Origin of the sequence: uncultured Planococcus sp., assembly GCF_947501725.1 — a bacterium.
Lineage (GTDB): Bacteria > Bacillota > Bacilli > Bacillales_A > Planococcaceae > Planococcus > Planococcus donghaensis_C.
The window spans coordinates 53,438-71,759 of the sequence record NZ_CANMXD010000013.1 but is presented as its reverse complement, the minus strand read 5'-3'; the positions used below and the strand labels follow the sequence as shown (position 1 = coordinate 71,759).

21 protein-coding genes are annotated in these 18,322 nt (G+C 45.6%); 19 read left to right on the top strand and 2 right to left on the bottom strand.

Annotated elements, in window-relative coordinates; genetic code table 11:
• Positions 1-8: 8 nt before the first annotated feature.
• On the top strand, positions 9-722 hold the full coding sequence (locus Q0785_RS17635) for a pseudouridine synthase (RefSeq protein ID WP_298833083.1): 714 nt from the start codon (positions 9-11) through the stop codon (positions 720-722).
• A 40-nt stretch (positions 723-762) separates the two neighbouring features.
• Here the strand turns inward: Q0785_RS17635 and Q0785_RS17630 are convergent, their stop codons facing one another.
• A complete protein-coding gene (locus Q0785_RS17630) occupies positions 763-984 on the bottom strand; it encodes a DeoR family transcriptional regulator (protein WP_142829443.1) in 222 nt (73 codons plus the stop codon).
• A gap of 303 nt (positions 985-1,287) precedes the next feature.
• Here Q0785_RS17630 and pepV point away from each other — a divergent pair, with 303 nt between their 5' ends.
• The 6 genes from pepV to Q0785_RS17600 all read left to right on the top strand — a co-directional run bounded on the left by pepV (position 1,288) and on the right by Q0785_RS17600 (position 6,645).
• Positions 1,288-2,661, top strand: a complete 1,374-nt coding sequence (gene pepV / locus Q0785_RS17625) for a dipeptidase PepV (protein ID WP_298833074.1) — start codon at positions 1,288-1,290, stop codon at positions 2,659-2,661.
• Positions 2,662-2,678: 17 nt separating this feature from the next.
• Positions 2,679-3,533 carry a D-amino-acid transaminase gene (dat, locus tag Q0785_RS17620; RefSeq protein WP_298833071.1) on the top strand — a complete coding sequence of 285 codons (855 nt, stop codon included), beginning with the start codon at positions 2,679-2,681 and terminating at the stop codon, positions 3,531-3,533.
• Positions 3,534-3,619: 86 nt separating this feature from the next.
• On the top strand, positions 3,620-4,165 hold the full coding sequence (gene thpR / locus Q0785_RS17615; RefSeq protein WP_298833068.1) for an RNA 2',3'-cyclic phosphodiesterase: 546 nt from the start codon (positions 3,620-3,622) through the stop codon (positions 4,163-4,165).
• 21 nt (positions 4,166-4,186) lie between these two features.
• Positions 4,187-5,095 (top strand): diacylglycerol kinase family protein, encoded by a 909-nt coding sequence (locus Q0785_RS17610; protein ID WP_298833065.1) that lies wholly within the window; start codon positions 4,187-4,189, stop codon positions 5,093-5,095.
• A 22-nt stretch (positions 5,096-5,117) separates the two neighbouring features.
• Positions 5,118-5,768, top strand: coding sequence for a tRNA (guanosine(46)-N7)-methyltransferase TrmB (trmB, locus tag Q0785_RS17605; protein ID WP_298833063.1), 651 nt, complete (start codon positions 5,118-5,120; stop codon positions 5,766-5,768).
• Positions 5,769-5,790: 22 nt separating this feature from the next.
• Positions 5,791-6,645, top strand: a complete 855-nt coding sequence (locus Q0785_RS17600; protein WP_298833060.1) for an MBL fold metallo-hydrolase — start codon at positions 5,791-5,793, stop codon at positions 6,643-6,645.
• A gap of 26 nt (positions 6,646-6,671) precedes the next feature.
• Here Q0785_RS17600 and Q0785_RS17595 read toward each other — a convergent pair whose 3' ends face one another.
• Positions 6,672-6,986: a PepSY domain-containing protein gene (locus Q0785_RS17595; RefSeq protein WP_223642155.1), complete on the bottom strand. Its 315-nt coding sequence runs from the start codon at positions 6,984-6,986 to the stop codon at positions 6,672-6,674.
• A gap of 167 nt (positions 6,987-7,153) precedes the next feature.
• Between Q0785_RS17595 and Q0785_RS17590 the strand changes: the two genes are divergently transcribed.
• From Q0785_RS17590 to Q0785_RS17535, 12 genes are all read left to right on the top strand, one after another.
• On the top strand, positions 7,154-8,227 hold the full coding sequence (locus Q0785_RS17590) for a M42 family metallopeptidase (protein WP_298833056.1): 1,074 nt from the start codon (positions 7,154-7,156) through the stop codon (positions 8,225-8,227).
• A 42-nt stretch (positions 8,228-8,269) separates the two neighbouring features.
• Positions 8,270-8,788 (top strand): DUF84 family protein, encoded by a 519-nt coding sequence (locus tag Q0785_RS17585; RefSeq protein ID WP_298833053.1) that lies wholly within the window; start codon positions 8,270-8,272, stop codon positions 8,786-8,788.
• A gap of 59 nt (positions 8,789-8,847) precedes the next feature.
• Complete coding sequence (locus tag Q0785_RS17580) at positions 8,848-9,363, top strand: hypothetical protein (RefSeq protein ID WP_298833050.1); 516 nt, start codon at positions 8,848-8,850, stop codon at positions 9,361-9,363.
• Positions 9,364-9,375: 12 nt separating this feature from the next.
• Positions 9,376-9,693 carry a thioredoxin family protein gene (locus Q0785_RS17575; RefSeq protein ID WP_298833047.1) on the top strand — a complete coding sequence of 106 codons (318 nt, stop codon included), beginning with the start codon at positions 9,376-9,378 and terminating at the stop codon, positions 9,691-9,693.
• Between the two features lie 64 nt (positions 9,694-9,757).
• Positions 9,758-10,573, top strand: a complete 816-nt coding sequence (locus Q0785_RS17570) for a DUF1444 family protein (protein ID WP_298833044.1) — start codon at positions 9,758-9,760, stop codon at positions 10,571-10,573.
• Positions 10,570-11,178 (top strand): YtpR family tRNA-binding protein, encoded by a 609-nt coding sequence (ytpR, locus tag Q0785_RS17565; protein WP_298833041.1) that lies wholly within the window; start codon positions 10,570-10,572, stop codon positions 11,176-11,178. Before Q0785_RS17570 ends, ytpR begins: the two co-directional genes overlap by 4 nt.
• A gap of 6 nt (positions 11,179-11,184) precedes the next feature.
• Positions 11,185-13,779, top strand: coding sequence for a DNA translocase FtsK (locus Q0785_RS17560; RefSeq protein WP_298833038.1), 2,595 nt, complete (start codon positions 11,185-11,187; stop codon positions 13,777-13,779).
• A 178-nt stretch (positions 13,780-13,957) separates the two neighbouring features.
• The gene (gene murC, locus Q0785_RS17555) at positions 13,958-15,271 is read left to right on the top strand and encodes a UDP-N-acetylmuramate--L-alanine ligase (protein WP_298833036.1); all 1,314 of its coding nucleotides are present in this window, start codon (positions 13,958-13,960) and stop codon (positions 15,269-15,271) included.
• A gap of 134 nt (positions 15,272-15,405) precedes the next feature.
• Positions 15,406-15,897 carry a DUF948 domain-containing protein gene (locus Q0785_RS17550; protein WP_223642171.1) on the top strand — a complete coding sequence of 164 codons (492 nt, stop codon included), beginning with the start codon at positions 15,406-15,408 and terminating at the stop codon, positions 15,895-15,897.
• Positions 15,898-15,934: 37 nt separating this feature from the next.
• Positions 15,935-16,714 (top strand): YtxH domain-containing protein, encoded by a 780-nt coding sequence (locus Q0785_RS17545; protein WP_298833030.1) that lies wholly within the window; start codon positions 15,935-15,937, stop codon positions 16,712-16,714.
• A 16-nt stretch (positions 16,715-16,730) separates the two neighbouring features.
• A complete protein-coding gene (gene ytxJ / locus Q0785_RS17540) occupies positions 16,731-17,060 on the top strand; it encodes a bacillithiol system redox-active protein YtxJ (protein ID WP_223642175.1) in 330 nt (109 codons plus the stop codon).
• 169 nt (positions 17,061-17,229) lie between these two features.
• The gene (locus tag Q0785_RS17535; RefSeq protein ID WP_223642177.1) at positions 17,230-18,315 is read left to right on the top strand and encodes a bifunctional 3-deoxy-7-phosphoheptulonate synthase/chorismate mutase; all 1,086 of its coding nucleotides are present in this window, start codon (positions 17,230-17,232) and stop codon (positions 18,313-18,315) included.
• Positions 18,316-18,322: the final 7 nt, after the last annotated feature.

The following is an 18,322-nucleotide window of genomic DNA, read 5'->3' as shown; positions in this document are numbered from 1 at the left end:
GTGACAGCATGCGTATAGACAAATACCTTTCCAATATGGGCTTTGGTTCCAGAAAAGAAGTCAAGATCTTGTTGAAGACAAAAGCGGTGGAAGTGAACGGCGAAGTCGTCCGCGACCCGAAAGTCCATGTCGATGAACACGCTGACCAGGTGCTGGTCGGTGGAGAGCCGGTTGCCTATAGCGAGTTCATCTATCTGCTGATGAACAAACCACAGGACGTCATTTCGGCGACAGAGGATAAATACGATCAGACAGTCATTGATCTGCTGGCGGAAGAAGACCGGCATTTTGAACCGTTTCCGGTCGGACGTCTGGATAAGGATACCGAAGGGTTTCTGCTGTTGACCAATGACGGGAAATTGGCACATGAACTATTGTCGCCCAAAAAGCATGTGGACAAAACCTATTATGCGAAGATCGAAGGAATTGTTACAGAAGAAGATACAAAAGCATTCGAGGAGGGCGTGATGCTGGACGACGGTTATGTAACGAAGCCCGCCAGCCTCAACATTCTTGAAAGCGCTGCTTTTTCTGAAATCGAATTGACCATCACAGAAGGCAAGTTCCACCAGGTCAAGCGGATGTTCGAAAGTGTCGGCAAACGTGTGGTTTACCTGAAGCGTTTATCGATGGGGCCATTAAGACTAGATCCGGAGCTTGATCTCGGCGAGTACCGGCATTTGACGGAAGAAGAAGTAAACAGTTTAAAACAAAGAAAATGACCGCATAGCTGCGGTCATTTTCTTTGTTTAGGAAATCTTTTCAGGACGTCATTTTCACTTTCCGTTGCGTCGTTGTCCATTTGCCTCGAGTTGGGCTGGTCACCAAGTCGTTAAAGGCTAACACATTCAAATCCCTTTGAATGGTGCGAGGAGTGATGCCGAATTCGTCGACAAGATCTTGCGTCGTTACAGTCCCATTTTCGAGAATGTACTTATACATATCTTTAATTCGAATGAGCATGCGATCGGTTGTAGGTTTCATAGTAATAGAACCACTCCTTCATCTTTTTTCCCATTGGCAAAGACTAGCGGACGATGTGCTGAGGTTTATACAGCAGGTTTATGATAGATGCCAAAGACAGCCCCTTTTCCTAAAAAGATGTGTCATTCTTACTAGTCTGACAATTAGATTATAGCGGAAAAACATCTCGAATTCTAGGATTTTCCTTTATTTTTACACAAAAATAACATTAGAAAGACAGAATTTTTTATGCGAATTAGAGACAAATTCTTTAAATTACTGAAAAAAGGTGTACAATAGCCATAACAAAAAGGAGTGTGAAACATGGATTGGCTGCTAGAAGCAACAAAACGCAAGGAAACCATGCTGCGCGAATTACAGGAATTAGTGGCGATTCCCAGCGTATTGAGTGACGAAACAACGCCAACAGCTCCTTTTGGAAAAGAAGTTAAGCAGGCATTGGATTGGTTTTTGCAAAAAGGAAGAGAACAAGGGTATGCAGTAAAAAATGTCGCGGATGTCGCAGGGCATCTGGAAATTGGCCAAGGGGAAGAATTACTTGGAATTTTAGGGCACGTGGATGTCGTGCCGGTTGGCGAAGGGTGGACCAAAGACCCGTTCAGTGGAGAAATTCAGGACGGCCGTCTTTATGGCCGCGGTGCCATCGATGATAAAGGGCCGACAATTGCCGCTTGGACCGCATTGAATATGCTGAAAGATGCGGATGTGGAATTTACCAAACGGATCCGGTTGATCATCGGGACCGACGAAGAAAGCGGCTTCCGTTGTGTAGAACGCTATTTCGAGACTGAGGAAATGCCGACAATGGCGTTTGCTCCAGACGCGGATTTTCCCATCATCAATGCGGAAAAAGGCATCGCCGACCTGGTTTTTTCGACTTTCTCTATGTACGAAGACGCCATCCTGGAATCGTTTATCGCTGGATACCGGACCAATATGGTGCCCGATAAGGCGACGGCTATTTTAAATGGCCAGCTGGAGGAGTGGCAGGAAGATTTCAAGGAGTTTTGCAGAGGGCACCAGGTGACAGGGGTGGTCGAACAGCATAATGGTTCAACCGAGTTGACCCTCAACGGAAAAGCAGCGCATGCGATGGAACCGGATACCGGCATCAATGCTGGAATTCTCCTGGCCCTGTTTTTGAAGGATCGGCTGGAAGGTGATGGCCAGAAATTTGTGGCATTCGTTGCAGACACGTTCTATCACGATTCACGGGGGCGCAAGCTCGGACTCGATTTTACGGATGAACAATCGGGAGACACGACATTCAATGCCGGAATTATCCGTTTTGAAAAAAACAAAACCGCCATGATCAATGTCAGCATGCGGTATTCCGTCAGTTACCCATTCGAAGAGAAGATGGCTGCCTACCAGTTAAAGGATTTCGTAGTGGACATTGCGTCCAATTCTCCGCCTCATTATGTGGACGAAAACGATCCGTTCATTAAGACGCTTCAAAACGCGTATGAAAAGCAGACCGGCAGCAAAGCAGAGCTAATCGCTATTGGTGGAGGCACCTATGCGCGTGTTTTGGATAAAGGAGTGGCTTTCGGTATGCTGTTCCCAGGCGAACCGGATGTTGCCCATCAAGCGGATGAATTTGTCGACATCGACAACTTAATTAAAGCGACTGCGATCTACGCGGAAGCGATTTACCAATTAGCTTGTAAAAAATGAGGAAAGAGGGAATGGATATGGATAAGGATATGATATTGCATAATGGAGAGTTTATTCGTGAAGAGGATTTGGTGATTTCGAAGGAAGATCGCGGCTATCAATTTGGAGACGGGATCTATGAAGTGATTCGCGTTTACGACGGCAATCTGTTTACAGCGAAAGAGCATATTGACCGCTTTTATGAAAGCGCCGATAAAATCAAAATCGTCATTCCGCATACAAAAGACGTATTCCATAAAATGATGTACGATTTTGTTGAAATGAACAATATCGATAATGGCCAGGTTTATGTGCAGATCACCCGTGGTGCCGCAGAACGCCAGCACCAGTTTCCGACTCAGGCAACTCCGGTCATCACCGGCAATACCAAAACGGTGGAACGCCCGGTTGCAAGCATGAAATCCGGCGTAACAGCTAAGTTCATCGAAGATATCCGCTGGTTGCGCTGCGATATCAAGAGCTTGAACCTGCTCGGCAATGTGCTGGCTAAGCAGGAAGCTACCGAAGAAGGGTTTTTTGAAGCCATTCTGCATCGTGGTGAAACCGTGACAGAAGGCTGTTCATCGAACATGTATGGATTCAAAGACGGCAATCTATATACCCATCCTGCCAACAACCTCATTTTGAATGGCATTACGAGAAGAGTCATTCTTGAGCTGTGCAAAGAGCTGGACATTCCAGTGGAAGAAACAGCCTTCACGAAAACCCAAGCACTCGAAATGGATGAATTCTTCATGTCTTCCACAACCTCTGAAGTGATGCCGATCGTTGCAATCGGAGACCAAAAAATCGGTCAAGGTGTACCGGGGGAATTGACCCGTAAACTACAGACCGCTTTTGAAGCGCGCGTTGGAGTGGGCGTAAAATTATAAACAGATACAGTTCTTGAGAAAAGTGATTGGCCCCGGCCAATCACTATTTTTTTGTGTCTCGTGGCATGGTAAAATGAAGCCAGGTGATGACAATGAAACCACATTATTTTATTGGGATAAAAATTCCGTCAGCTATTGCGGAGAAGTTGGATGAAGAGCGGCGCTCCTGGAATTTACAGAGCCATAAAAGGCAAACACCGCCGGAGGATATGCATATCACGCTCCTGTTCATCGGCGAAGATGTGCACGATGAAATCGATCAGGCGGAAAAACTGCTTGCAGGGATCGATCAGCAGCCATTCAGTCTGATGGTCGATGGCATCAAGAAATTCGGCAATCCTGCGACTCCCCGGGTGATTTATGCTTCTCTTGAAGACAGCAGGGAATTGGAGGAGCTGCAGCGGCAGATACTCGAAAACCTGAAAACGCTGCAGATACGCCCTGATTCAAAGAAGTTTGTGCCGCATATTACATTGGCCAGCAAATGGGCTGGCGGTGATCCGGAAGAACTGCGTTTTTCAATCGGCCAGATGCAATTCGAAGTGACGGAGTTTTCACTGTTCCGAATAGCGCCAATGGAAAATCCACGCTATCAAAAGATAGCGAATTATCCATTGGATGCCGGCATCTAATACGTCCAAAGGCGAGTGCTTATGAAAACAGTATTTATAATCAATCCGGTCGCGGGAAATGGCAGAGCGCTGAAGAAATGGCGCCACTTTGAAAAAACCATCCAGTTCCCATTCGAACAGCTCGTAACCCGGTTTCCTGGACATGCCACCGAGATAGCGGCCGGCTACCGGGAGCTGCAGCAGCCAGTCCTGTTGATCGGCTTTGGTGGAGATGGAACCTTGCGTGAGATCGTTGTGGGGGCAGCAGGAGCGAAAGAGCTGATGATCGGCTCTGTAGCGGCAGGCTCCGGCAACGATTTTGCGAGAGCCTACGGAACATTTAAAGATGCAAAGGAAATTGAAGAATTTCTCAATCAGTCCTTTTCCCGTAAGGAAGACCTCGGCGAATTCAGCGGTGGCGAGGGCAATCAGTTCGTCAGCAGCTCAGGAATAGGCTTTGATGCGGCGATCTCCATTGCAGTTAACCGGTCGATCATCAAGAAAAAGCTCAACCAGGTCGGACTCGGAAAACTGGTCTATCTGCTTTATGTAATCAGGACGTTCCTGAAGTTCGAGAAATTCACTTTAACCGTGGAAACTGGCGGGGCTCCAGTTGTCTACAAAGATGTTTGGCTGGCGACCATCAGCAACCAACCCTATTTCGGCGGAGGCATGAAAATATCCCCGACATCGAAAACAGATGACGGTTTGCTTGAATTGACGGTCGTCCACCACATTTCGCGTTTGAAACTCTTGCTGGTTTTTGGTACGGTATTCAGCGGAACACATACACGTTTCAAGGAGCTCAGCCAAATGAGCGGACCGGAATTCCGCCTTTCTACCGACAGACCGGTTTGCCGCCATGTGGATGGCGACGATGCCGGTATGAGCCTTCAGAATGAAAAAGTCGTTTATGCGGTCAGCCATAAAAAATGGAATTCAATAAATTAATGGAATAGAAAGAGGATGAAACATGAGATCACGATTTAAACCATGGGCAGCAGATTTAATCGATACACATCCGGAGATCGTCATTCCGGACCCGGAGCAGCAAAAAGGGAAATGGCAGGAAGTATTCGGCAACAAAAATCCACTTCACATTGAAGCAGGAACCGGCAAAGGCCGTTTTATCATCGGTATGGCAAAAGCCAATCCCGATATCAATTATATCGGGATCGAGTTATTCGACAGTGTCATCGTTACGGCGCTCGAGACCATCCTGGAAGAGGAGAATGGTGTTCCCAACCTGCGCCTGTTGAAAGTCAACGCGAAAAACATCGCTGATTATTTTGAAAAAGGGGAAGTGGACAGGCTCTACTTGAACTTCTCGGATCCATGGCCGAAAAAGCGTCATGCCAAGCGCAGATTGACACACGAGTCTTTTTTGAAACTCTATGAAGCGGTATTGCCTAAAAAGGGCGAAGTCCATTTTAAGACCGATAACCGAAAACTTTTCGAATATTCACTTACGAGCATTTCTGAATATGGTATGTTATTAAAGGATGTCTCATTGGATCTTCACGACAATGAACCTGAATGGAATATCATGACGGAGTACGAAGAGAAGTTTTCGAAAAAAGGCCAGCCGATTTACCGGTTGGAAGCACAGTTTTCAGTTAGTTGATCATGACAAGGGGGATAAGGGAATGCAGAAATTTCAATTTCACGAAATGAATCTGACCTGGCTTGATGGGGGAACGACTTTTTTGGATGGCGGCGCGATGTTTGGGGTAGTGCCGAAAGTAGTTTGGTCAAAACGTTATCCGGTCAATGAAAAAAACCAGATCGAATTGCCGACACATCCGATCCTGGTCCAATACGATGGCCACAATATCCTGATTGACAGCGGCCTTGGCGCCGGCAAATTGACGGAGCGCCAAATGCGCAATTTAGGGGTTTCTGAACAGTCGCGTGTTGAAGAGGATTTGGCGGAGCTTGGCTTGACAGCTGAAGACATTGATACGGTTCTGATGACCCATCTGCACGGAGACCATGCAGCAGGATTGACGAAATGGGAGGGGGAAAAGTTGATTTCCGCTTTTCCGAATGCCAAAATCCATGTTTCTGCAGTGGAATGGAATGAAATGCAGCATCCGAATATCCGTTCACGCAACACTTACTGGAAAGAAAATTGGGAGCCGATCGTCGATCAGGTCGAAACCTTTGAAGGCGAAAAAACCTTATTTGGTGCCATTACACTGATCCATACCGGAGGCCATTCCGATGGACATAGTGTCATCAAGATGACCAGCGGCAATGAAACCATCCTTCATATGGCGGATATTATGCCGACGCATGCCCATCAAAATCCGTTATGGGTATTGGCATTTGATGATTATCCGATGGATTCGATCTATGCCAAGGAAAAGCTTATGAAAGAAGCGCTGGAAAACGGCTATTATTTCAGCTTTTATCATGATGCTTATTACCGTATCCTGAAATGGAGTGCGGACGGCAAAGAAATCGTTGAATCACTTGAGCGCAAGGAAAAAGTCATATAAAAAAGGAGCCGATTCGGCTCCTTTTTTTATACCTGTTTGACTTCGATTACTGCGCCTGTAAAAGCATCAGCCAAAAACTCGAACTGCTGGAGTTCGTCTTCTTTATGGCGGGTGATGCCGCCTTTATAGACTTCAGTCGTTAACGCATGCTGCTTATAAGGCTCGGTTTTCATAAAGATCCAAGAACCGTCGATCGGGCCTTCTTCTTTAAATGCAGATTTGACTTCTTTCAGCACATCATCTGCCGGGTATAGTTTTTCCTTGCGGTCAACCACTTCTTTTACCAAATAAGCTGCTGCTACACCTGTAGCGAATCCAATAAGTAAATCACGATTGTTCACTAAAATCCCTCCTCTGCTTACTGGATAAATTGTACCATAAATATTTTGAAGGGCGAAATGAAAGCTTGAATGCCGCTAATCTTTCGAAAAACGAATTATATAACTGGAAATTGTCAGATAGAAGCTCTAAACTTAATAGAGGTAATTTATTTAGGAGGAACTTTGATATGAATGCTGAAACTCGTGAAATGTTTAAAACTTTGACCGAACTGCCGGGAGCCCCCGGAAATGAACATGCAGTCCGGAAGTTTATGCGTCAGGAACTGGAACAAGTATCCGATCGATTGGTCCAGGACAACCTTGGCAGTATCTTTGGCGTAAAAGATGGACAGCAGGATGGACCGAGGATCATGGTTGCGGGCCATATGGATGAAGTAGGATTTATGGTGACGCAAATCACCGATAATGGCATGATCCGGTTCCAGACTCTGGGCGGCTGGTGGAACCAGGTGATGCTGGCGACACGCGTGGATATCATTGCTGGTGAACGCACAATACCAGGTGTCATCGGTTCGATTCCTCCACATCTATTGAGCGAGGAACTACGGAGCAAGCCGATGGATATCAAAAACATGCTGATCGACATCGGGGCAGACGACAAAGAGGATGCCTTGTCGCTAGGTATTCGACCTGGCCAGCAAATTGTTCCATTCAGTCCGTTCACGCCAATGGCCAACGATAAGAAAATTATGGCGAAAGCTTGGGATAACCGCTATGGCTGCGGTCTCGCGATTGAACTTCTAAAAGAATTGAAAGACGAAAAACTTCCGAACCAATTATTTTCCGGCGCGACAGTGATGGAAGAAGTCGGTCTGCGCGGAGCACAAACAGCAGCTGCTATGATCAAACCGGATCTGTTCTTTGCGCTGGATGCCAGTCCGGCGAACGATGCGACTGGCGATAAAAACGAATTTGGCCAGCTGGGCAAAGGTACGTTATTGCGTATATTGGACAAGAGTATGGTGACACACCGCGGCATGCGCGAGTTTATCCTGGACACTGCTGAAACGCATAATATCCCTTATCAATACTTCGTTTCACAGGGAGGAACTGATGCTGGGCGTGTGCATACAGCAAACGAAGGGATTCCAAGTTCTGTTATCGGCATCTGTTCACGTTATATCCATACCTCGTCGTCCATCATTCATACGGATGATTATGCAGCGGCGAAAGAACTGTTGACGAAACTTGTTAAAGCGTCCGACCGTACAACACTTGAAACCATCAAACAAAATGTCTAAAAAGTGCCTTCGGGCTCTTTTTTTTTGAAAGGACTAATGGAAATGAAAAAAATTCGTGCAGCAATAGCTTCAAAAAATCCAGCAAAAATCAATGCCGTGTCCAGCGTCATTGCCAATTTGGAATTGTCCGTCGATTTATCGGCAATAGATGCAGAATCGGAAGTTTCAGCGCAGCCTTTTTCCCAGCAGGAAACACGGCAAGGGGCGGTGAATAGAGCAAGCAACGCTTTAGGTGACTACGATTTCGCCATTGGTCTGGAAGGCGGTGTCTACGAGATGGAAGGCGTTCTCTATTTATGCAATTGGGGTGCTTTAGCAGCTAAGGACGGGCGTCTGTTTACAGCAGCCGGTGCCCAGATTCCATTGCCGGAAGAAATTGCGTCAAAGCTCCACACGGGGATTGAGCTTGGACCGGTCATGGACGACTACGCCAATGAAAGCGGAATCCGCCAGCATAAAGGCGCTATCGGCATCTTAACGGGTGGATTCGTCAATCGTGGGGAAATGTTCAGCCATGTAGTCAAATTATTGATCGGGCAATACCAGCGGGACAGCGATTAAGTTGCATGTGCCTGTAAACACCTTTAAAATAAGGAACAGTAACGTTAGGGGGAATGAGCGTGCCTCGATATAGATTGATTTTTGGAACGCTTTTGCTGTCGGGTATATTGGCCGGCTGCATGGCAACGCCGGAAGAACGGATTGTACAAGGAGTATCGAACGCCCGTGAAGCGTTTGAAGAAGAACCGGAAAGTGCCAATGAGGCAGTGGGTGAAATCGACTTGTACCTGCCTAGCGGCTATGAAATTGAAGAACCTGCCGACGACTTTAACCGGTTAATTACTAGAGGCAGCGAGTCTTTTGCTTTATTCATCAATCCAAATGAAAAAGCCACGAGCACCCTGTTCTATGACCTGCAAAAAGCAGACCCTGAACAGCAATGGGTAGCCGATGAAACTTTCCAGCAAAACGGGCGTTTCGGGTTTGCTGCAGTCAAGGAAATCGCGGAAGACCAGCTGGAACTTGTAGTCAGTGCTGGCGGCGTTAAATTGACGACTATCACAAAAGAAAGTGATATTCCAAAAAATATGGATTGGATGATGAAAACTGTCCGATCCATAGATACCGATGAATAGGAGACGGCCTAGATGAAAAACTTACAATCAACTGAGGAATTTCAAGAATTGACAAAAATACCCGCGGCTATTTTTATGTTTACAGCAGGATGGTGCCCGGATTGCCGCGTCATCGATCCAATACTGCCGGATATTGAAAAAGCGTATCCCGACCATACCTTCGTATCAGTGGATCGCGACCAGTTTATCGACCTGTGCATCGAACAGGATGTCTATGGGATTCCGAGCTTCCTCGCTTATTCAAATGGACAGGAAACCGGACGCTTTGTCAGCAAAGACCGTAAAACACAGGCAGAAATCGAAGGGTTTATTTCGAATCTGCCAAAATAACATTACAGACGGTTCGCCTAGACTTGGCTGAACCGTTTATTTATGAAAGTGAGGCCAAACAACGATGAAATCTACTGAACTTTTTAATATACTTAGAGAGCGGATGCCGAATCCTCAATTGGAATGGCGCTTTGACCGTGAAAAAGAAACTGCACATATCCGCCATCAGGATCTCGGCAAAGGCATGAGCATTTCTTTGCCGCAGGTGATCAACCGATTTGAAGCGAAAGGCGATGCGGCCATCCAGGAAATCGTCTATACGATTACAGAAACCTTCGATGCAATGGAACGCGAAGCAAAAGGCGAAATGAAATCGACCGAACATATTTTTCCGGTCATCCGCTCGACTTCTTTTCCAACAGAATCCAATGAAGGCCATAAGTTCATAACGTCAGAACATACAGCGGAAACGCGCGTTTATTTTGCTTTAGATGTTGGGACTACCTATCGCTTAATTGACGAAAATGTGGTAAATTCATTAAGTCTGACAGAAGAGCAGATTAAGGAAATCGCCAAGTTTCAAGTGAGAAAATTGAAAACCGCTGTAAAAGAAGATCATGTTGCAGGGAATGTCTTTTATTTTCTGAATGAAAACGATGGTTATGATGCATCAAGAATCCTGAATGAGTCTTTCCTAAAAGAAATGAAAACGAAAATTACCGGCGATATGACCGTATCAGTGCCCCATCAGGATGTATTGATCATCGGTGATATCCAAAATGAAACGGGATACGATGTGCTCGCGCAAATGGCCATGCATTTCTTCACCAATGGCAAAGTGCCGATCACTTCCTTATCGTTCATTTATGAAAATGACGAACTGGAGCCGATTTTTATCATGGCGAAAAATAGACCTAACGAGGAGAACGATAAAAAATGAATGTATTTTATAATAAACAGGGAATTGGCGACGTACTGCTGGTTCAACTGCAAACAGAAACTCCAGAAAAAATCCATCCTGAACAATCAGGGGATGTAACATTGATCAAGGATGATGCCGGCAAAATCGCCGGGTTCAACTTATTCAATGCTTCAAGCTATGCTGAATTGCCAGCAGGTGAGCAGGTGGAACTATCAGAAGCGCTTGTTACTTCTTTGCAGAATGCTTTAGCGAAAAACGAGATCGACTTCACTTTGGAAGTGGATTTTTCACCGAAATTTGTGGTCGGCTTTGTAGAGTCGAAGGACAAGCATCCAAATGCCGATAAATTGAATGTATGCAAGGTTACTGTGGGCGACGAGCAATTGCAGATTGTCTGTGGAGCTCCTAATGTAGAACAGGGGCAAAAAGTGGTTGTGGCAAAAGTGGGGGCTGTCATGCCTTCAGGTATGGTCATCCGTGATGCGGAACTTCGGGGAGTGGCATCGTCCGGAATGATCTGTTCAGCAAAAGAACTGGCTTTGCCGGATGCACCTCAGGAAAAAGGGATTCTTGTGCTTCCTGAAGATGCAGAAATCGGTTCAGCTTTCGAAGTAAAGGCGTGACGCATTATGAGCTGGTTTAAAAATGTATGGAATCGTATGTTTACTGATGACACTGAGGAAATTGAAGAAGAGGCAGTTTATGAAGCACCCCCGGCCGAAAAAAAAGAAAAAGCGCCTTTTCGTTTCCCATTGATACCGGATGAAGAAAAAGACGATTTTATCCATGATATAAAACGGGCAGAGAACCGTCCGGAAATGCCTATTTTTGATGAGCAGGAAAGAGAGATTCTTCGTAAGGAATCTCTACCGGCTGCTGAGAAACCGGTCATGGGACCAAAAGAGGCGCCAATCCGCCCAACGGCAGCAAAACGAAAAGCGAAAACGACCGAATTGCCTGCTGCTGCGCGCCGTTTCGAACCAAGCCGCTCAGTTTCATCGGTTTATGGCTATAATACAGCACGTCCTGCGCCTACCCAAAAAATGACGGAAGAAAGAGAAAGCAAGTATAACCGCGAATTGCATGATGAAGCGATTCAGGAAAGAGCCAGAGCCGGCTGGCATAAGCCAAGACCGGTAGTTGAACATGAAATTGCACCGATCTTCGAGGAAGAGCGGACAGAGCAGCCGGTTCATGAAACGATAGCAGAAACACCTAAAGCTGAAGGGGAAGCACCAATGGATTCCCATGCATCTGAAGTATCTGAAGATAAGAAAGTCGTAACATCGGAACTTGTCGAAGAGCAGGCTGTACCCGATGCTGGCCATGTACATACGGAGCCATCGATTGACACCACAGAAGTCAAAGAATCGGCTCCTATTGATGAAGCAGTGCTGGAACTGGAGTCAGAAGCAATCCCGGAACAGGAAGTATATCAAGAGCCGGAACCCGAACTGGAACCGGAAATTCACCAAGAACCAGAATCAGATCAAGATCCACTACCTGAACCGGAGGTTGAGTTAGTGACAGAATCGAACCCGGAATTAGATTTGGCTACAGAAGTAGAGACGGCTCCGGAATTGAAGCAAGATACAGAAACAAAACCACAAGCGGCACCGAAGCGTGAAAAAACCGTGCCATTCAATGTACTGATGCTCAAATCAGATAAAGAACTATTGAAAAATAAGGCGCAATCGCGTCCTATCGTCACACCAAAACTTGAAAATCCAGTTGTGCAAGCGGAAAAAAAAACGGCAGATTCAGCTGAACAGCCAAAGCAAGCACTGAATTCAGTATCTGAAGCTGAATCGAAAGCCTATGAATTTCCATTGCCGGAATATTTAATGCCTCCTGAAAATGACCGGAAAGACGAAGAGTGGATGGAGGAGCAGGGTGAACGCTTGATTGAAGCTTTATCTTATTTCCAGATTAAAGCTGAAATTTTGAGCACTGTCCAAGGGCCTGCCGTCACACAGTTCGAGCTGAAGGTCGCCCAAGGGATTAAGGTCAGCAAAATCCGCAATTTAGCAGATGATTTGAAATTGGCATTGGCTGCCAGGGATATCCGGATTCAAGCGCCTATTCCCGGCAAGAGCTCCATCGGCATCGAAATACCGAACCGGACAAGCCGAGCGGTACGTATTTCGGAGATTATCGGCAGCCCGGTTTTCGAGGAGTCGGATTCTCCGCTGGAAGCGGCACTTGGATTGGATTTGACAGGCAAGCCGGTCACATTGGATTTGCGAAAAATGCCACATGGTCTGATTGCTGGGGCTACGGGCTCCGGTAAATCCGTCTGCATTAATTCACTGTTGGTCAGCTTGCTCTATAAATCCTCGCCAAGAGATCTGAAACTGCTGTTGATCGATCCGAAGATGGTTGAGCTGGCACCATATAATCATATTCCGCATCTTGTCAGCCCGGTCATTACAGATGTCAAAGCTGCGACCGCTTCGCTGAAATGGGCAGTGGAAGAAATGGAACGCCGCTACCAATTGTTTGCCCACAGTGGCGTCCGTGACATCAGCCGTTACAATAAGCTGGTGAAAGAAAAAGGGGATTATGCGCAGCATCTGCCCTATATCCTGATTGTCATCGACGAGTTGGCAGACTTGATGATGATGTCTCCATCAGACGTAGAGGATTCAATTTGCCGGATTGCACAGAAAGCGCGTGCCTGCGGAATCCATTTGGTGATCGCAACGCAACGCCCATCTGTGGACGTTATTACTGGGTTGATCAAATCCAATATCCCGACACGCATTGCTTTCTCAGTTTCTTCACAAGTGGACAGCCGCACGATCCTCGATTCCCAGGGAGCGGAGCGACTTCTTGGAAGAGGGGACATGCTGTATCTTGGAAATGGCATGTCGGCACCAAGCCGCCTGCAAGGAACGTTCGTCACCGACGACGAGATTGAAAAAGTCATCGAGCATGTGAGGTTGCAGGGGAAACCCGAATACTTCTTTAAAGAAGAGGAATTGATCAAGCGAAGTGAGTCCCCGGCTGAGCAGGATGATCTCTTTGAAGAGGCCTGCCGTTTTATCATGGCACAGGGGAGTGCTTCGACATCCCTTCTGCAGCGGAAATTCCATATCGGCTATAATCGTGCAGCCCGATTAATGGATTTGATCGAACAGCATGGCTTTATATCCGAGCAGAATGGCAGCAAAGCCCGTTCGGTTTTGATTACTGAAAATGACATTGAAGAAGTATTCCATTAAACCGTTTATCTGCTTTCCGCAAATACTTTGCCATCTAATGAAATAGAAAGAATACTGGCTCATTTCAGCGGATGATAAATTTGTGATATAATTTTGTATTGTGTTTATCCACTTCAGCTATAGAATTCGCTATGCGATTCATGTAGACTAATTTTCAACTCCCACAGGAGGTTCATTTATGACAGTTTTACATTTTACCGGAATCAAAGGTTCCGGTATGAGTCCACTTGCACAAATCATGCATGATATGGGCGAACAAGTACAAGGTTCTGATATCGAGCAGCACTTCTTTACCGAAGACCGTCTTCGTGAAAGAGGCATAACCATTCTGCCGTTCGACGCAAATAATATTGAAAAAGATATGACAATCATTGCAGGCAATGCTTTTGGCGATGATCATGCTGAATTGGTCAAAGCACGTGAATTGGGTGCGACGATTATCCGGTACCATCAGTTCCTTGGTGACCTGATGAAGCAATATGTATCAGTCGCCATCACAGGTGCACACGGCAAAACTTCGACAACCGGTTTGATGGCCCACGTATTGGCCGGATATAAACCTGTCTCTTATTTAATTGGAGACGGAACAGGCGTTGGCCAGGCAGATTCCCATTTCTTTGTGGCAGAAGCTTGTGAATACCGCCGCCATTTCCTGGCCTATCACCCTGATTACGCTATCATGACGAATATCGACTATGACCATCCTGATTATTTTACGGGCGTTGATGATGTATTCAAAGCGTTCGAGGAAATGGCCCAACAAGTAAAGAAATGCATCATTGCTTGCGGAGATGATGAATTTCTTCAACAGATCCAGGCACCGGTTCCGGTCGTCTACTACGGATTTGGGGAAGAAAATGATTTCCAGGCGAGAAACATCGTGAAAACTGTGGAAGGGACTACTTTCGATGTAGTAATCCGTAACGAATTTTTCCATACTTTCACGATTCCGATGTTTGGCGACCACGCCATTCTGAATGCATTGGCGGTCATTTCTCTGTGCCATTATGAAAGCATACCAGCTGATATCATACAGCAGCAGTTTGAGGATTTTGAAGGCGTCAAGCGACGTTTTACACAAACAGCAATCGGTGATCGGATTTTGATTGACGACTATGCGCATCATCCAACGGAAATTCGTGCGACTTTGCAATCTGCGCGCCAGAAGTACCCGGAGCGGGAGCTCATCGCGATTTTCCAGCCTCATACATTTACGCGCACTCAAACATTCCTGCAGGAGTTTGCGGACTGTCTGCTTGAAGCGGATCATGTGTATCTATGTGACATTTTCGGTTCTGCACGTGAAAAAGCAGGTACATTGAAAATCCAGGATCTAGCGGAAAGAATCGAAAATAGCCAGTTGCTTCAATTGGATGAAGTTGGTTCCTTAGCAGCGCACGGCAATGCCGTTTATCTGTTCATGGGGGCAGGAGACGTCACCAAATTCCAGGAAGCTTTCGAAGCTACATTAAATACAGGAGAAACGGTTTAACTTTCGGGTTAAACTGTTTTTTTTATGCAGGTATGCAATAGTTTTTGTCGAATAATAATAGAGACCGTGTTTAATCCAAACTCATCAAGGGTAGAAAAAGGATATAACATAATTCGCTTAAAGGAGGAAACAGGATGGATTGGCAAATCTTGCTTTACATTGCCGCGATCGTAGCCGCTATTGGATTCTTAATTCTATGCGTAGCGTTGGCAATGACATTAAATTCGCTGAAAAACACATTAAAAGAAGTTTCAGGCACCGTAGCTGGTCTTGAAAATCAATTGCAGGGGGTAACGTTGGAAACGACGAATCTATTGCATAAGACAAATGAACTAGCTGAAGACATCCAAGTAAAATCAGAAAAATTGAATGGTGTAGTTGATGCGGTAAAAGGCGTCGGCAACTCTGTTACTGATTTGAACTCTACTGTCCGCCATATCACTTCACGTGTAGGCGTGCAGGTGGAACAGAATGAAGACAAGATTGCTCAAGTTGTTCAATGGGGTAACGTAGTCATGGGCATCCGTGATAAATGGAATGAGCGCAAGATCTATGAAGCTCGCGCAAACTCGACTTATACACCAGTACCCGGACAAAAAAAACTGCCTCATAACGAACAATACTAAAAATTGTTTTACCACTAACTAATTGGAGGGAATATCAATGAGCAGAAACAAAGACTTCAACAATCAATCCAACTTCAACGATTCACAGTACAATAAGGACTACTATACACAAGGTGGCCAGTACAGCCAGAACAGCGGCCAAAAGTATCAGCAAAGCGATTATGTTCCTCAATCTTATGGAGCTTCAAACCGTTATGACGATCTTTACGATTACGAAGAATCAGGTGGGGGCTCAAGTTTCCTAGTTGGTATTTTAGTCGGCGGAATCGTCGGGGCTGCTGCAGCATTATTCCTAGCGCCTAAATCCGGGAAAGAATTCCAAGCTGACCTTAAAACTCAGGCGACCACTTTAAAAGAAAAAGCATCGCAGCAGTCAGATTCAAGCGATGATGGTTCAGGCGGCTTTGCTCAACAGTTGAAAGACCAGTCGACCAAAGTAGTCGATAAAGTGAAAAACATGAAAGGCGGAAATTCGCCTATGGATGATGGCACGGCTTCGTCAGAAGGTGAAGAATCCATCGACATCCATTCGACTGTTCAAAACACAGCAAATAAAACAGACAGCAACGGTTCTGATGCTTTCACTTCCACCGCCAATGCATTAAAAGAAGCAGTTGAAGAAGTGAAAGAAGAAAAGAAATCGGGTTCAAATTCATCAGTAGCCGGCAATACAGGCAGCAGCACGAACAGCAACACGGCAAACACGAGCAAAGGTCCAAATACGACCAGCAGCAACAACAACAGCAATAAATCGTCGAATCCAAGCGATAAATCAACAAACAATTCATCAAGCAACAACCAAAACAAAAAGAATTAGTCTGGGAGCGGTTTAGATGAAAAATTTAGTGCATGTAGACAATCTGGACAGTTTGAAACAGGCAGTGGGGCATAATCAGCATTACTGGCTATTTAAACACAGCAGTACATGTCCGGTATCCGCTAAGGCGTGGAATGAGTATAACGAATATTGCTCACTGCACCCAAACCAAATCTTCCTTTATCTAGTGGTACAGGAAGATCGGGAATTCTCTCAAGCGATTGAAGAGATTACGGGAGTTAAACACGAATCGCCCCAACTGTTCCATTTCACTAGTCAAAAAGTGGATTGGCACGCTTCCCACAATGATATCAAAAGAGAATCCATGCAGGAATTTATAGCTTAAAAAAGAGCCGAAGCCTTGATGCTTCGGCTTTTTCATGCCAAAAACACTTTAGCGCGTTGAATCGCTAAAATAAATTCCGTGACTTTACCGAATAGTTTGCTTATAATAGTCCTATCATGTTAATATGAGTCACCTGATAAAGGTTATTCGCGAAAGGGGAAGTTATAGAATGAGTAATTTAGAGTTAGAGCAACTAAGAGAAAAAGTGGACGCAGTCAACCTGCAGATTCTGTCTCTTATCAATGAGAGAGCTTCCGTAATTCAAGACATCGGTAAATTGAAAGAGAAGCAAGGAGTTGACCGTTACGATCCGTTGCGGGAACGCCATATGCTGAACTTGCTTAAAGATAATAACAACGGTCCGTTAGAACAAAAGACCGTTGATCATATTTTCAAGGAAATCTTCAAATCGGCCTTGAACATGCAAGAAGAAGATACACGTAAAGCACTATTGGTTTCACGTAAAAAGAAAGCAGAAGATACGGTAATTACGATCAATGGCGAACAAGTGGGCGCTGGAGAACCTTCTTTCATCTTTGGCCCATGTGCAGTAGAATCACAGGAACAAGTATCGAAAGTTGCTGAAGCTATTGGAGCAAAAGGCTTGAAGATGATTCGTGGCGGAGCTTACAAGCCGCGTACATCACCTTACGATTTCCAAGGTCTTGGATTAGAAGGCTTGAAGATGCTGAAAAAAGCAGCTGACCAGTACAATTTGGCTGTTGTTTCAGAAATCGTGACTCCAGGACATTTGGAAGCTGCACTTGATTACGTGGACGTTGTGCAAGTCGGCGCACGCAACATGCAGAACTTCGAACTATTGAAAGCGGTCGGCTCGATCAATAAGCCAGTTCTCTTGAAACGCGGAATGTCAGCGACTATTGAAGAATTCATCAATGCAGCTGAATACATCATCGCTTCAGGAAACGAAAACATCATCTTATGTGAACGCGGTATCCGCACATACGAAAAAGCGACACGCAACACACTTGACATCTCTGCAGTGCCAATCCTGAAACAAGAAACGCACCTTCCAGTATTTGTTGACGTGACTCACTCGACAGGTCGCCGCGACCTATTGCTTCCAGCTGCTAAAGCTGCAATTGCAATCGGAGCGGACGGCGTAATGGCTGAGGTTCACCCAGATCCAGCAGTAGCATTATCCGATGCTCAACAGCAAATGGATTTAGGCCAATTCGATGAATACTACGATGCTTTGATGAAATTCATGAAACAATATGAAATGAAAGTGTGACACTGAA

What these genes read in the sequence shown, in the direction of transcription:
- Q0785_RS17635 (WP_298833083.1), top strand. Translation starts at nt 9, where the DNA reads ATGCGTATAGACAAATACCTTTCCAATATGGGCTTTGGTTCCAGAAAA.
- Q0785_RS17630 (WP_142829443.1), bottom strand. Translation starts at nt 984, where the DNA reads ATGAAACCTACAACCGATCGCATGCTCATTCGAATTAAAGATATGTAT.
- pepV (WP_298833074.1), top strand. Translation starts at nt 1,288, where the DNA reads ATGGATTGGCTGCTAGAAGCAACAAAACGCAAGGAAACCATGCTGCGC.
- dat (WP_298833071.1), top strand. Translation starts at nt 2,679, where the DNA reads ATGGATAAGGATATGATATTGCATAATGGAGAGTTTATTCGTGAAGAG.
- thpR (WP_298833068.1), top strand. Translation starts at nt 3,620, where the DNA reads ATGACAATGAAACCACATTATTTTATTGGGATAAAAATTCCGTCAGCT.
- Q0785_RS17610 (WP_298833065.1), top strand. Translation starts at nt 4,187, where the DNA reads ATGAAAACAGTATTTATAATCAATCCGGTCGCGGGAAATGGCAGAGCG.
- trmB (WP_298833063.1), top strand. Translation starts at nt 5,118, where the DNA reads ATGAGATCACGATTTAAACCATGGGCAGCAGATTTAATCGATACACAT.
- Q0785_RS17600 (WP_298833060.1), top strand. Translation starts at nt 5,791, where the DNA reads ATGCAGAAATTTCAATTTCACGAAATGAATCTGACCTGGCTTGATGGG.
- Q0785_RS17590 (WP_298833056.1), top strand. Translation starts at nt 7,154, where the DNA reads ATGAATGCTGAAACTCGTGAAATGTTTAAAACTTTGACCGAACTGCCG.
- Q0785_RS17585 (WP_298833053.1), top strand. Translation starts at nt 8,270, where the DNA reads ATGAAAAAAATTCGTGCAGCAATAGCTTCAAAAAATCCAGCAAAAATC.
- Q0785_RS17575 (WP_298833047.1), top strand. Translation starts at nt 9,376, where the DNA reads ATGAAAAACTTACAATCAACTGAGGAATTTCAAGAATTGACAAAAATA.
- Q0785_RS17570 (WP_298833044.1), top strand. Translation starts at nt 9,758, where the DNA reads ATGAAATCTACTGAACTTTTTAATATACTTAGAGAGCGGATGCCGAAT.
- ytpR (WP_298833041.1), top strand. Translation starts at nt 10,570, where the DNA reads ATGAATGTATTTTATAATAAACAGGGAATTGGCGACGTACTGCTGGTT.
- Q0785_RS17560 (WP_298833038.1), top strand. Translation starts at nt 11,185, where the DNA reads ATGAGCTGGTTTAAAAATGTATGGAATCGTATGTTTACTGATGACACT.
- murC (WP_298833036.1), top strand. Translation starts at nt 13,958, where the DNA reads ATGACAGTTTTACATTTTACCGGAATCAAAGGTTCCGGTATGAGTCCA.
- Q0785_RS17550 (WP_223642171.1), top strand. Translation starts at nt 15,406, where the DNA reads ATGGATTGGCAAATCTTGCTTTACATTGCCGCGATCGTAGCCGCTATT.
- Q0785_RS17545 (WP_298833030.1), top strand. Translation starts at nt 15,935, where the DNA reads ATGAGCAGAAACAAAGACTTCAACAATCAATCCAACTTCAACGATTCA.
- ytxJ (WP_223642175.1), top strand. Translation starts at nt 16,731, where the DNA reads ATGAAAAATTTAGTGCATGTAGACAATCTGGACAGTTTGAAACAGGCA.
- Q0785_RS17535 (WP_223642177.1), top strand. Translation starts at nt 17,230, where the DNA reads ATGAGTAATTTAGAGTTAGAGCAACTAAGAGAAAAAGTGGACGCAGTC.